This is a genomic window from Stenotrophomonas sp. STEN009 (genome assembly GCF_056760395.1).
The window spans coordinates 38,623-52,171 of sequence record NZ_JBRRES010000016.1 but is presented as its reverse complement, the minus strand read 5'-3'; the positions used below and the strand labels follow the sequence as shown (position 1 = coordinate 52,171).

Sequence of the window (13,549 nt, the reverse complement as noted above, 5' to 3'; positions counted from 1 at the left end):
TCTGGGTTTCTGCCGTGTTTGGCGGGGGGTGGGGGGGGGGGGTGGGGGGGGGGGGGGGGGCGCTCTTCACCCCGGGGGGGGGGGGGGGGGGCGCCCCCCCGCGGGCCCCCCCCCCCCCCCCCCCCCCCCCCCCCCCACCTCTGACAGCATCCCGGTGACGGATCGAAGAGCATTTGTTGTCGGGACGGAATGTGAAGGAGGGACGCGGCTTTGCCGCGTCCCTCTTTGGTTTTTTGGATTCTGCAGGGCCGGGCAAGCGCAGCGCGCGAGCCGCTGTTGCCTTTGATTTTCTTCTTCCATTCCGTGGCGGACCCCGCAGGAAACTGTCAGGGGCCGGGGGGGGGGGGGGGGGGGGGGGGGGGGGGGGGGGGGGGGGGGGGGGGGGGGCGCGGGCCGGGGGGGGCGGGGGGGGAGAGGCGGCCCCCCGCCCCCCCCCCCCCCCCCCCCCCCCGGGGGGGGGGGGGGGGCCCCGGGGCGGGGGGGGGGGGCCGCCCGGCGGCGCCGCCCCCCCCCCCCCCCCCCCCCCCCCCCCCCCCCCCCCCCCCCCCCCCCCCCCCCCCCCCCGGCCAGGCACGGCTTTTTGCCTTCACGCGACCAAGCACCCGCCACGAGGGGCTCCGCCGTTGGCCGGACACCCCGCGACAAACCACCGCACGTGCGCAATCCCAACGAACGTCGGACAATGGACGCCTTGGCGGCACGCCGCGCCGCCCTCCCGCTTTCCGCTGCAAGGATTCCCCCATGGCCGCCCGCAAGTCCTCCGCCCCGCTCATCGAAGTCACCGCCCGTCCCGGCCAGCCGCTGGGCATGTCCCCGGCCGTGTTCCTGCGCGATTTCTGGCAGAAGCGTCCGCTGCTGATCCGCAACGCCTTCGCTGATTTCCAGTCTCCGGTGCAGCCGGAAGACCTGGCCGGGCTGGCCTGCGAAGAAGGCGTGCTGGCACGCCTGATCGAGCACGACAAGCGCCAGGACGGCTGGCGCGTACGTACCGGCCCGTTCCAGGAAGACGTATTCCCCGCCCTGCCCGACCGCGACTGGACCCTGCTGGTGCAGGACGTGGACAAGTGGGACCCGGACGTGCGCGCGCTGATCGAGCACTTCCGCTTCCTCCCGCGCTGGCGCATGGACGACGTCATGATCAGCTTCGCCGCCACCGGCGGCTCGGTCGGTGCCCACGTCGACCAGTACGACGTGTTCCTGCTGCAGGCCCAGGGCCATCGTCGCTGGCAGATCGACGCCAGCGAGTCGATCAAGGGCCGGCGCCCGCCGCTGGGGTTCCGTCCGGACGTGGAACTGAAGCTGCTGGAGGTGTTCAAGCCCACCCACGACTGGGTGCTGGCGCCGGGCGACATGCTGTACCTGCCGCCGAACGTGCCGCACCATGGCGTCGCCGAAGACCCCTGCCTGACGTTCTCCTTCGGCATGCGCGCGCCGTCCTCGGCCGAACTCATCAGTGACTACCTGGACACCCTGATCGCCGATGCCGACGAGAACATCCGCTACCAGGACCCCGACCTGAAGCTGCCGGCCGATCCGAACGAGATCGACACGGTGGCGATGGCACGGGTGATCACCGCCCTCAATGCCATCCGCATGAACGACCCGGACAAGCTGGGCGACTGGTTCGGCCGCTTCATCACCACCTACCGCGCCGCCGGCGAAGTGATGGCCCACCAGGCCGCGCCGGAACAGGAAGAGGTGGTCGCCGCCCTGCAGTCCGGCCTTCTGCTGCAACGCCACCCCTGGGCCCGCCTGGCCTGGCGCCGGGCCAAGCGGGGCGCCAGCCTGTACGTCAGCGGCCAGGACTTCGCGCTGCCGGTGAAGGATGCGCAGCGCCTGGCCGGTGCCGAGCAGCTCGACGCGGCCGCCTATCGCGGACTGTCGGACAAGGGCCGCGCGGTGGTCCAGCAGCTGCTGGTCGGCGGCGTGTTCCAGCTGATCGACCCCAGCGAGCTGTATGGCGCCGACGACGAGGGCGAGGATGAAGGCGTCCTCGGTGAGGTGGTCGAAGGCCGCGACCAGGTGGAGGTGATCGATGACGACGCCGTGTCCGATGATGTCCACGTGGTGACCGTGCATGACGATGGCATCGAGGTCATCGTCAACTTCGAAGACGACGAAGAAGACGACAGCGACGCCGGTCGCGCCTGAGTCATGCCCTCGATCCGCGTCCATCAGGTAGGTCATGCCGATGCGCATGGCGCCATCCACGCTGTGCGCCAGCAGGTGTTCGTGCAGGAACAGGGCATTGCCAGCGAACTGGAGCGCGACGCGATGGACCCGGTCAGCGCCCATGTACTGGCGCTGGATGCCAACGGCACGCCGGTCGGCACTGGCCGGCTCACACCTGATGGCCGCGTCGGCCGCATGGCGGTGCTGGCGAGCCACCGCAGCCAGGGCATCGGTGAAGCCCTGCTCGAGGCCCTGGTCGAGGCCGGCCTTGGCCTCGGCCTGGCCGAGCTGCATCTGCACGCACAGCTGCCCGCCCGCGACTTCTACGCGCGGCAGGGCTTCCTGCCTGAGGGCGAGGTCTTCGAGGAGGCCGGCCTGGGGCACCAGCAGATGCGCCGCCGGCTGGACGCGGCCAGCGCGATCAACAGCCACGCCGAGGCCGTGGCCGCCACCACCGCCCTCCTCCACCGTGCCCGTCGCCAGGTATGGCTGCACAGCCACCTGCTGGACCCGGGCCTGCTCGATGCCGGCCCGGTACAGGCCGCCCTGCGCCGCTTCGCCAGTGCCCGCCACGACAAGCAGCTGCGGGTGATCGTGCATGACGCGGCAGCCATTGGCCGTGCCGGCGCGCCGCTGCTGGCGATGGCACAGCGGCTGCCCAGCGTGATCCTGTTCCGCGAGGTGGCCGATCCGGTCGACCGGGCACTGGCGTCCGCCTGCCTGATCAATGACAGGGGCGACTTCTACTTTCGTCTGATCGGCCATCGCCTCGACGGCGAGGCCGGCACCGCGCTGCCGGCACGTTCGCGGCAGTTCGAGCAGCAATTGCAGCGCGTCTGGGACCGTTCGCGCGATTGCAGCGAACTCCGCGCGCTTGGCCTCTGAGCGCGACGGTCGGGTTCAACCTGTCTGGAAGCGGCACCGGGGGACGCACGATGGCCTCCGCGATGCCCCTTCGTGTCCGGATGGGGGTACAATTTGGCTGTTTGAACGCGCCTGCGCAGGGCTATTCATCTTCCTGCCGGGTCCTTCTTAAGCCATACCCCACAAAGCGAATCAACACCCTCCATCGTGGACAATCTACTGAAGCAGTTTGCGCAATCTTCGCAACTCGCCGGCGGCAACGCCTCCTATGTCGAGGACCTGTACGAGCAGTACCTCGTCTCCCCGGACAGTGTCGATCCCAAATGGAAGACCTACTTCGACGGCTTCAAGGGCCGCGAAGCAGGTGACATTCCGCACTCGGCCGTCATTTCCCACATCGCGGACGCGGCCAAGGATGCGCTGAAGGCCGGCACCGGCGCAGGTGCGGGCGACGAGCGTGAGCGCAATGTCGGTCGTCTGATCACCGCCTACCGTTCGCGCGGCCACCTGGACGCCCGCCTGGACCCGCTGGGCCTGGCTGCGCCGGTCAATACGCCGGACCTGGGCCTGCCGTTCCACAGCCTGTCCGATGCCGACCTCAACAGCGAGTTCAGCACCGGTGGCGTCGGCGGCCAGCCGCGCATGAAGCTGCGCGATCTGCTGGCGCGCCTTAAGGCGACCTACACCGGTTCGATCGGTGCGGAGTTCATGCACATCGCCGAGGTCGAGCAGCGCCAGTGGATCTACAGGAAGCTGGAACTGGCCGGCGGCAACTACCAGCTGGACGCTGACACCCAGCGCCGCACCCTGGAGCGCCTGACCGCGTCCGAAGGCCTGGAGCGCTACCTGCACACCAAGTACGTCGGCCAGAAGCGCTTCTCGCTGGAAGGCGGCGATGCGCTGATCCCGATGATGGACACCATCATCCGCAGCGCCGGCAAGGACGGCGTCAAGGACGTGGTGATCGGCATGGCCCACCGCGGCCGCCTGAACGTGCTGGTCAACACCCTGGGCAAGAACCCGCGCAAGCTGTTCGACGAGTTCGAAGGCAAGTTCGAGCACGACGAGCACGCCTCGGCCGGCGACGTGAAGTACCACATGGGCTTCTCCGCCGACGTGGCCACCGAGGGTGGCCCGGTCCACCTGGCGCTGGCGTTCAACCCGTCGCACCTTGAAATCGCCGACCCGGTCGTGGCCGGTTCCGTGCGTTCGCGCCAGGAGCGCCGCAAGGACACCGCCCGCAAGCAGGTCATGCCGATCCTGATCCACGGCGACGCGGCCTTCTCCGGCCAGGGCGTGGTCATGGAACTGTTCCAGATGTCGCAGGCCCGCGGCTTCGCCGTCGGCGGCACCGTGCACATCGTGGTCAACAACCAGGTCGGCTTCACCACCTCCAATCCGCTGGATACGCGCTCCACGCGCTATGCCACCGACGTGGCGAAGATGATTGCCGCACCGGTGCTGCACGTGAACGGAGATGACCCGGAAGCGGTGGTGTTCGCCGCGCAGCTGGCGTTCGAGTTCCGCCAGAAGTTTGCCAAGGACGTGGTCATCGACCTGATGTGCTACCGCCGTTGGGGCCACAACGAGGCCGACGAGCCGGCGATCACCCAGCCGCTGATGTACCAGGTGATCCGCAAGCACCCGACCACCCGCGAGATGTATGCCGAGCAGCTGGAAAAGGCGGGCGTGATCGCCGCCGGCGCCGGCAAGGCGATGGTCGATGCCTACCGCGAGAAGCTGGACGCCGGCGAAGTGACCACCGAACTGGCCAAGGTCGAGAAGACTCCGCCGAGCAGCCCGCTGTTCGTTGATTGGCCGAAGCTGCTGGAAGGCAAGCTGTCCGACCCGGTCTCGACCAAGGTCGAGAAGAACAAGCTGGTCGAGCTGGCCAAGCTGATCAACACCATCCCGGACGAAGTGCAGCTGCACTCGCGCGTGGCCAAGGTCTACGACGACCGCCGCAAGATGGCCGCTGGCGAGATTCCGGGCGACTGGGGCTTTGCCGAAAACCTGGCCTACGCCACCCTGCTGGACGAAGGCCATGCACTGCGCCTGGTCGGCCAGGACGTCGGCCGCGGTACGTTCACGCACCGCCACGCGATCCTGCACGACCAGAAGACCGACAACTACTACATGCCGCTGCGGCAGCTGGTGGATTCGCCGGAGAAGGCCACCGTCATCGATTCGCTGCTGAGCGAAGAAGCGGTGATGGCCTACGAGTACGGCTTCTCCACCACCGATCCGAACACGCTGTGCATCTGGGAAGGCCAGTTCGGCGACTTCGCCAACGGCGCCCAGGTGGTGATCGATCAGTTCATCGCCGCCGGTGAAGCCAAGTGGGGCCGCATTTCCGGCCTGACCCTGCTGCTGCCGCATGGCTATGAAGGGCAAGGCCCGGAACACAGCTCGGCGCGCCTGGAGCGCTTCCTGCAGCTGTGCGCGCTGGAGAACATGCTGGTGGTCGTGCCGTCGACCCCGGCCCAGGCCTTCCACATGCTGCGTCGCCAGCTGCACATGACCACCCGCAAGCCGCTGGTGGTGATGTCGCCGAAGTCGCTGCTGCGCCACAAGCTGGCGGTGTCGAGCCTGGACGAGCTGGCCAACGGCGAGTTCCAGCACCTGATCGGCGATGCCAATGCCGACGCCAAGAAGGTCAAGCGCGTGGTGCTGTGCTCGGGCAAGGTCTACTACGACCTGCTGGAAGACCAGACCAAGCGTGGCCAGGACGACGTGGCGATCATCCGCGTGGAGCAGCTGTATCCGTTCCCGCGTGCGCTGCTGGCTGCCGAACTGAAGAAGTATGGCAAGGCCACCGACGTGGTGTGGACGCAGGAAGAACCGCAGAACCAGGGCGCGTGGTACCAGATCCGCCACCACCTGCAGTTCTGCTTGGCCGAGGGCCAGAACCTGCATTACGCCGGTCGCGCACGTTCGGCGTCGCCGGCTGCCGGTCACATGGCTGACCATGTCCGCGAGCAGCAGCAGCTGATTGCCGACGCACTGGTCAACCCGTTCAACGACCAGGTCGCTGAATAACTCTCCTCCCCCTTATTTAGAAGACAAACCAGGAAGCTCCCGCATGGCCACCGAAGTCAAAGCCCCGGTACTGCCCGAATCCGTCGCCGACGGCACCATCGCCACCTGGCACAAGAAGGTGGGCGACGCCGTCAAGCGCGACGAAAACCTGCTTGACCTGGAAACCGACAAGGTCGTCCTGGAAGTGCCGTCGCCGGTCGATGGCGTGCTGAAGGAGATCAAGTTCGACGTGGGCGCCACCGTGACCTCCAGCCAGGTCGTGGCGATCATCGAGGAAGGCGCCGTGGCGGCTGCCCCGGCTCCGGCCGCTGAAGAGAAGAAGGCCGATGCCCCGGCTCCGGCCGCAGCCGCTGCTCCGGCTCCCGCCGCGGCTCCGGCCCCGGCAGCCAAGTCGGCCGCCGATGCGCTGCCGCCGGGTGCCCGCTTCACCGCCATCACCGAGGGCGTGAACCCGGCCGACGTGGACGGCACCGGCCGTCGCGGCGCGGTGACCAAGGAAGACATCGTCAACTTCGCCCGCAACGGCGGCGCCGGCAAGGCCGGTGGCGCACGTCCGGAAGAACGCGTGCCGATGACCCGCATCCGCAAGCGCATCGCCGAACGCCTGATGGAGTCCAAGAACTCCACCGCCATGCTGACCACCTTCAACGAAGTCGACCTGTCCAAGGTGTCGGCCGCGCGCAAGGAACTGCAGGACGAGTTCGTCAAGGCCCACGGCATCAAGCTGGGCTTCATGAGCTTCTTCGTGAAGGCCGCCGCCAACGCGCTGCAGCGCTTCCCGCTGGTCAACGCGTCGATCGATGGTGACGACATCATCTACCACGGCTACTCGGACATCTCCATCGCCGTGTCGACCGAGAAGGGCCTGGTGACCCCGGTGCTGCGCAACGTCGAGCGCATGTCGTTCGCCGACATCGAGAAGACCATCGCCGACTACGCCAAGAAGGCCCGTGACGGCAAGCTGAGCCTGGAAGAACTGCAGGGCGGCACCTTCACCGTGACCAACGGCGGCACCTTCGGCTCGCTGTTGTCCACGCCGATCATCAACCCGCCGCAGAGCGCCATCCTGGGCATGCACGCCATCAAGGAGCGTCCGATCGCCCAGAACGGCCAGGTCGTGATCGCGCCGATGATGTACCTGGCGCTGTCCTACGACCACCGCATCATCGACGGCAAGGACTCGGTGCAGTTCCTGGTGGACATCAAGAACCAGCTGGAAAACCCCGGCCGCATGCTGTTCGGCCTGTAAGACCTCCCGCCCCCTTCCGCGCCCGCGCGGAAGGGGGTTCCGGTAAAGCATCAAGGACTAATTCAATGGCTGAACAATTCGACGTCGTCGTCATCGGTGCGGGCCCGGCCGGTTACCACGCTGCCATCCGCGCGGCCCAGCTGGGCCTGAAGACCGCCTGCATCGACGCAGCGCTGGGCAAGGATGGCAAGCCGGCGCTGGGCGGCACCTGCCTGCGCGTGGGCTGCATCCCGTCCAAGGCGCTGCTGGATTCCTCGCGCCAGTTCTGGAACATGAGCCACATCTTTGGCGACCACGGCATCAGCTTCAAGGACGCCAAGATGGACGTCGAGGCGATGGTTGGCCGCAAGGACAAGATCGTCAAGCAGTTCACCGGCGGCATCGCCATGCTGTTCAAGGCCAACAAGGTCGCCACCTACTACGGCTTCGGCGAACTGCAGCCGGGCAACGTGGTCAAGGTGAAGCAGCACGACGGCTCGGAAGTCGAGCTGAAGGGCACCAACGTCATCATCGCCGCCGGTTCGGATTCGATCGAACTGCCGTTCGCCAAGTTCGACGGCGAGACCATCGTCGACAACGTCGGCGGCCTGGACTTCACCGAAGTGCCGAACCGCCTGGCGGTGATCGGCGCCGGCGTGATCGGTCTGGAGCTGGGCAGCGTGTGGAAGCGCCTGGGCGCCGAAGTCACCATCCTTGAGGCGCTGCCGGAGTTCCTGGCCGTCGCCGACGCCGAAGTCGCCAAGACCGCGGCCAAGGAATTCAAGAAGCAGGGCCTGGACATCCGCCTGGGCGCCAAGGTCTCCAAGACCGAGATCACCGGCAAGGGCAAGAAGAAGGAAGTCGTTGTCACCTACACCGACAGCGAAGGCGAGAAGACCCTGACCGTGGACAAGCTGCTGGTGGCCGTCGGCCGTCGCGCTGCCACCAAGGGCCTGCTGGCCGAAGGCACCGGCGTGAAGGTCAACGAGCGTGGCCAGATCGAAGTCGATGCGCATTGCCACACCGGCGTCGATGGCGTCTGGGCGGTGGGCGACTGCGTGCGCGGCCCGATGCTGGCGCACAAGGGCTTCGAGGAAGGCATCGCCGTGGCCGAACTGATCGCCGGCCTGCCGGGTCACGTCAACTTCGACACGATTCCGTGGGTCATCTACACCGAGCCGGAACTGGCCTGGGTGGGCAAGACCGAAGCACAGCTGAAGGCCGAAGGCATCCCGTACAAGGCCGGCAGCTTCCCGTTCGCCGCCAACGGCCGTGCCGTGGCAATGATCGAGCCGGCAGGTTTCGTGAAGATCCTGGCCCATGCCGAGACCGATCGCATCCTCGGCATGCACCTGGTCGGCGCCAACGTGTCCGAGCTGGTGCATGAAGGCGTGCTGACCATGGAGTTCAGCGGTTCGGCCGATGATCTGGCCCGTATCTGCCACGCCCACCCGTCGCTGTCGGAAGTGGTCCACGACGCGGCGATGGCGGTCAGCAAGCGCGCCATCCACAAGGCCAATTGATCGGCCCGGTGGCACGACAGGAAAACCCCGCCTCGGCGGGGTTTTTTTGTTTGGCCTTCTGATGTTGAGCCGAGCATGGGCCCGGCGCTACACCTTTCCAGCAGGCGGCTCCGGTGCATCGTCACAGATGCGATGCTGCACCACGGTTTCACCCACCTTCCATTCCTTCACCACCCTGCAGCGTTCCTTGAGCCTGTCAGGCTTGGCGAGCTTGGCCGCCGCAGCATCCGCTTCGTCGGCAGCGGCGGTCTGCTGGCGTTCCAGCCAGGCGGACGGTGGTGTCGCGGGCGTGGCAGGGGCCGGCGCCGCGAGCGCCAATACCAGTACCGCGATGGCCGGCGTCATCACGCAGCCACCGGACCGCGGCCGCCACCCAGCAGGCGTGCCGGCAGCATGAACAGCGCGCGCAGGAACGCGAACAGCGCCGAGAACGTGATGCCGACCAGGCGGAACGGCAGGCTCAGCAGCCACACGAACGGCCAGGCGATCAGGGCAAGGATCGCCAACGGCCAGCACAGCACGAACAGCAGGCACCACACGCCCAGCGCGAACAGGGTCTTCATCACGGTCTCCTTGCAGCGGCCCCTTGCCGCCTGCGACCACAGTGCCGCCCTGCCCCGGAGGGAGCAAACGGTTTGCGACGAAACCCGGCAGAGCGCGATGAAACCCGGAACGCAGCCGCTATACCTGCACCGCCCCCGGGCGGCCGTGGGCGACCTGGAAACGCGCGGCGGTCCGCACCGCGGCATCGGTACGCAGCACGCTGTCGGCCAAGCGCAGTTCCGCATCCACGGCCTGCCGGTTGAGCTGCAGCCTCCACCAGCCACGGCGGTCGCCGTCGAAATAGCGGATGTGCGGATTCAGGGGAATCGACGGTCCGTAGTAAGGGCCATACGGTGTGTCGTCTCCGCCACTGCTGATGGCGGGGGCGATGAACTCGGTGGCCACCACGGGAGCATCGGCCGCATCGAAGTCCAGCTTCAGATCGTTGACGAACGTGGAATGCCAGTCGCCTCCCAGCACGATCGCATTGCCCTGCCCGCCCGCCTGCAGCGCCTGCAGCAACCGGTTGCGCGCGGCAGGATACCCATCCCAGGCATCGTTCCAGAACCGCTCGCGCGGGGTGCCGCCGTCCAGCCGCAGCTGCGCCATCAGCAGCTGCTGCACCACCACGTTCCAGCGCGTGCCCCGTGCGGCCGCCATCGACTGCGCGAACCACGCCTCCTGGCCGGACCCGAGCATGCTCATGCGCGGGTCCAGTGCCGCCTCGCAGCGCGGTGACTCGCCCACGCCGCAGGGGTTGGCCGGACGGAACTGGCGGCAATCGAGCAGACTCAGCTGCGCGAGGTCGCCGTAGCGCAGGCGCCGGTGCACCCGCAGGCCACCATTGCCGGCCGGAGCGCTGCGCATGGGCAGGTGCTCGTAGAAGGCGCGATAGGCAGCGGCCCGCCGGACGATGAAGTCCTCCACCGGCACGCTGTCCTTTTCAGGATGGACGCCGGAATAGTCGTTCTGCACCTCATGGTCATCCCAGATCACCGCAAAGGCGTGCGCGGCGTGCGCTGCCTGCAGGTCCGGATCGAGCTTGTACAGCGCGTACTGGTCGCGATAACGCTGCAGACTGACGGTCTCGCCGCTGAATCGCTCCGCATCCAGTGTGCGGCCGCGTGCGTTCTGCAGTGGACTGTACTCGTACAGATAGTCGCCGGCATGCAGCACCAGGTCGACATCGCTCCGCGCGATATCACGCAGTACCGGGTAGTAGCCGCTGTTCCAGGCCTGGCAGGTGCACAGGGCCAGGCGCAGCTGCTGCAGCTGCGCGTCCGGCAGCGGCGCGGTGCGGAAGTGGCCGACCGTGCTTTCCTCATCACCGTCGCAGGCAAAACGGTAGTAATAGTCACGGCCGGGACGAAGGCCATTGATCTCCACGTGCACCGAATGCGCCAGCTCGGGCACCGCTGCGGCGACGCCACGCTGCACCGGACGGCGCATGCCGGGATCTTCGGCCACGAACCAGCGCACCGGCACCGCCCGCGGCGGCATGCCACCGCCGTTGAGCGGATCGGGGGCGAGCCGTGTCCACAGCACCGCCCCCTGCGGATCCGGATCGCCGGCGGCGACGCCGAGGGTGAACGGATCGCGGCCCAGACGTGGCCGTGGGCCTGCCGTGGCCAGCCCCGGCATCGCCGCCAGTGCGATCGCCGCCCCCGTACCCTGCCACGCCATGCGCAGCAGGCGACGACGGTGCTCCGGATCCATGGGCCGCTGCATCAGAAGCGCACGGTCGCCGTCGCCATCACCTGCCGCGGCGCACCCACCTGCATGGTCGCCAGGCTGCGCGTGGGATCTGCGGCATAGGTGCCGTTGGTGTTGATCGAAGACAGGTAACGCTTGTCCGCCAGGTTGGTCAGGTTCACTGCCACTGTCAGGTTCTGCGCGGGCCCCAGGGAGCCGAAATCGTAAGCCACCGAGGCGTTGACCAGCCAGTAACTGGGAACCGACAGGTCATTGGTATAGGTCACGTAACGCTTGCCGACATGGTTGGCGGACAGGCGCAGGTCCCACGGGCCCGGCGTCCAGGCCAGGGTGCTGGCGAACATCCATTCCGGCGTATCCACGGTCTTCCTGCCGCGGGTCGGTACCACCCCGTTGTTGACGTAGTCGTCGTCGTAGGTGCTGTCGTTCCACGACAGCGCGTTGGACCAGGTCACGTTCTGCACCGGCTTCAGCTGCAGGGTCGCCTCGGCACCGCGGCTGGTCACCGAACCGACGTTGGAGAACAACGCAGGGCAGCCGAGGATGCCCACGCACTGGGCGATGGCAAGCAGGCGGTTGTCGAACTTCACGTCGTACACCGCGACCGACGCCTCATACCCCTGCCCGTAGCCGCGCCAGCCCAGTTCGATCGTGCGCGACTGCTCCGGCTTGAGGTTGCGTGCACTGGCATCGAAGGCCTGCTGCGGCACGTTGAACGGACTGCCCACGCCCAGCGCATAGGCGGCGATGTTCCTGGCGAACGAACCGAAGATTTCATTGCCTTCGTTGAGCTTGAAGTTGAAGCCGGCCTGCGGCAGCAGTCCCTTGCTGGAGGTCAGGCTGCTGTTGTTGGCATAGCTGCCCAGCGGCGTGCGGACGCGGGTGCGGGTGTGCGGCGACTTCGCGCCGATATCCACCGTCAGGCGGTCGTCGAACAGGCGGAAGCGGTCCTGCACATAGAACTGGCGGGTGATGGTGGTGTAGAGCTGGCGCCACACGCGCTGGTCCGGATTGCGCAGGAAGAAGTCGTCGGTGATCGGGCCATCGATGTAGTAGAAGTTGCGCTGCACGCTGTGCCCGTTGTCCTCGTACCACAGGCCGGCTTCCAGCTCGTGCCCGCCGACGTTCCAGGTGAACGCGGAGGTCACGCCTGTACGGTCGATCGCGTACTCGGTGGTGCGGATCGAGATCGGGATCTCGCGCGCGGTGCCCGGATTGGAAGGATTGGACGGACTGAACCAGTGGCCCTGCCCGCGATTGCTGTGATTGTAGACATTGACCTTCAGGCGCATCGCTTCGTTGAGGCCGAAGTCGCCGGCGACGCTGGAGATATCGTCGTTGCGCAGGCCATGACCGGAGTAGTACGCATCCCAGGGGCTGTTGACGCCGCCACTGAACTGCCCGCGTGCCGCGGCCAGCGCGCGGTCCCAGTCCGGCGCGTAGTTGTCCCAGTTCCAGCCCAGGCGGTCGATCATCTCCAGCGACAGATCCTGGTAGTCCGCCTCGACGCGGCGTGATGCGTTGAACAGCGCGGTGATCCTGCTGTCCACGCCGAAGTTGTAAACCGCCTTGCCGTTGAACTGCTTGAGCTCCTGCGAGCCCTTCCCCTTCCACTTGTCGCCTTCGGAGTACACGCCGGACAGGTACGCGGCGAACCCTTGGTGCTCGCCGGTCTCCAGGCGCGCATAGCTGCGCCGCGCGTTGTCGCTGCCGAAGCCCTGCGCCAGCACCACGCCGTACTCGGTGGAAGGATCGATCGAATAGAACTGGAACACGCCCCCCAGGTTGCTGGTGGACGGCGTCCCCAGCGCGCCGATGCCGGTGGAGACTTCCGCACCGCCCAGGTTCTCGCTGATGACCGCGCGGCTGACATGAAGGCCGTTGCTGTTGCCGTAGCTCATGTTGCCCAGCGGAATGCCGTCCAGCGTGTAGCCAAGCCGGTTCTGGTTGAAGCCGCGCAGGCTGATGCTGGTCGACCACTCGTAGGCACCGGTGGCGTCACCCGACTCGAAATGCACGCCCGGCTTGCTGGCCAGCAGCTTGAGCGGATTCGCGCCCGGCGGCAGCACCTTCATGTCCTCGGCGGTGACACGCTGCACCTGGCGCGCTTCGCCGCGGCCGATCACCGAGATCGAATCGAGGGTGGTCGCCGACGGTGCATCGGAGGTGGGGGCGGTTTCAGCGGCCGCCAGCGACGGCAGCGAGGCACAGACCAGCAGAGCCAGCAGATTGCGGCGGAGCGGAGCATGGGACGGCATGGGAGGCGGATTCCTTGGACGCGCTGGACGCCAGCGACGGGCGTCGGAAGTGGGAGGACAGCGGCGGCATGGTAGGAAGGCCCAGTTACATGTCAGTTACACGTCATGTGACCATCGCCCGGCAAGGTACGCGCCTTGCGCTCGCACCAACGCAAAGAGCCGGGCACGGGCCCGGCTCTTGCAGCACAGAAGATCGCCGGCCCGCGGCC

General features: G+C 67.4%; 9 protein-coding genes. 5 read left to right on the top strand and 4 right to left on the bottom strand.

The features are described from left to right. Window positions 1–741 precede the first annotated feature (741 nt). The 5 genes from ACVOMM_RS09550 to lpdA all read left to right on the top strand — a co-directional run bounded on the left by ACVOMM_RS09550 (window position 742) and on the right by lpdA (window position 8,826). Window positions 742–2,151 (top strand): ribosomal protein uL16 3-hydroxylase, encoded by a 1,410-nt coding sequence (locus tag ACVOMM_RS09550; RefSeq protein WP_481526160.1) that lies wholly within the window; start codon window positions 742–744, stop codon window positions 2,149–2,151. Between the two features lie 3 nt (window positions 2,152–2,154). Next, window positions 2,155–3,057 (top strand): GNAT family N-acetyltransferase, encoded by a 903-nt coding sequence (locus ACVOMM_RS09545; protein ID WP_481526159.1) that lies wholly within the window; start codon window positions 2,155–2,157, stop codon window positions 3,055–3,057. Between the two features lie 186 nt (window positions 3,058–3,243). Continuing rightward, complete coding sequence (locus ACVOMM_RS09540; protein WP_481526158.1) at window positions 3,244–6,075, top strand: 2-oxoglutarate dehydrogenase E1 component; 2,832 nt, start codon at window positions 3,244–3,246, stop codon at window positions 6,073–6,075. 43 nt (window positions 6,076–6,118) lie between these two features. Then, on the top strand, window positions 6,119–7,324 hold the full coding sequence (gene sucB, locus ACVOMM_RS09535; protein ID WP_065175459.1) for a dihydrolipoyllysine-residue succinyltransferase: 1,206 nt from the start codon (window positions 6,119–6,121) through the stop codon (window positions 7,322–7,324). 65 nt (window positions 7,325–7,389) lie between these two features. Beyond that, window positions 7,390–8,826, top strand: coding sequence for a dihydrolipoyl dehydrogenase (gene lpdA, locus ACVOMM_RS09530; RefSeq protein WP_053515369.1), 1,437 nt, complete (start codon window positions 7,390–7,392; stop codon window positions 8,824–8,826). 87 nt (window positions 8,827–8,913) lie between these two features. On the opposite strand, the gene ACVOMM_RS09525 is transcribed toward lpdA, so the two are convergent. From ACVOMM_RS09525 to ACVOMM_RS09510, 4 genes are all read right to left on the bottom strand, one after another. After that, entirely contained in the window at window positions 8,914–9,171 is a 258-nt protein-coding gene (locus tag ACVOMM_RS09525) for a hypothetical protein (protein WP_481526157.1), read from the bottom strand. Next, entirely contained in the window at window positions 9,171–9,389 is a 219-nt protein-coding gene (locus ACVOMM_RS09520) for a hypothetical protein (protein ID WP_053515365.1), read from the bottom strand. The genes ACVOMM_RS09525 and ACVOMM_RS09520 overlap by 1 nt, the downstream gene beginning before the upstream one ends. 118 nt (window positions 9,390–9,507) lie before the next feature. Next, a complete protein-coding gene (locus ACVOMM_RS09515) occupies window positions 9,508–11,097 on the bottom strand; it encodes an alkaline phosphatase D family protein (RefSeq protein ID WP_481526156.1) in 1,590 nt (529 codons plus the stop codon). Continuing rightward, entirely contained in the window at window positions 11,097–13,340 is a 2,244-nt protein-coding gene (locus ACVOMM_RS09510) for a TonB-dependent receptor family protein (RefSeq protein ID WP_368865689.1), read from the bottom strand. Before ACVOMM_RS09510 ends, ACVOMM_RS09515 begins: the two co-directional genes overlap by 1 nt. Window positions 13,341–13,549: the final 209 nt, after the last annotated feature.

Excerpts from the sequence above, each read along its gene's own strand:
- ACVOMM_RS09550 (WP_481526160.1), top strand. The coding sequence starts at position 742 with ATGGCCGCCCGCAAGTCCTCCGCCCCGCTCATCGAAGTCACCGCCCGT.
- ACVOMM_RS09545 (WP_481526159.1), top strand. The coding sequence starts at position 2,155 with ATGCCCTCGATCCGCGTCCATCAGGTAGGTCATGCCGATGCGCATGGC.
- sucB (WP_065175459.1), top strand. The coding sequence starts at position 6,119 with ATGGCCACCGAAGTCAAAGCCCCGGTACTGCCCGAATCCGTCGCCGAC.
- lpdA (WP_053515369.1), top strand. The coding sequence starts at position 7,390 with ATGGCTGAACAATTCGACGTCGTCGTCATCGGTGCGGGCCCGGCCGGT.
- ACVOMM_RS09525 (WP_481526157.1), bottom strand. The coding sequence starts at position 9,171 with ATGACGCCGGCCATCGCGGTACTGGTATTGGCGCTCGCGGCGCCGGCC.
- ACVOMM_RS09520 (WP_053515365.1), bottom strand. The coding sequence starts at position 9,389 with ATGAAGACCCTGTTCGCGCTGGGCGTGTGGTGCCTGCTGTTCGTGCTG.
- ACVOMM_RS09515 (WP_481526156.1), bottom strand. The coding sequence starts at position 11,097 with ATGCAGCGGCCCATGGATCCGGAGCACCGTCGTCGCCTGCTGCGCATG.
- ACVOMM_RS09510 (WP_368865689.1), bottom strand. The coding sequence starts at position 13,340 with ATGCCGTCCCATGCTCCGCTCCGCCGCAATCTGCTGGCTCTGCTGGTC.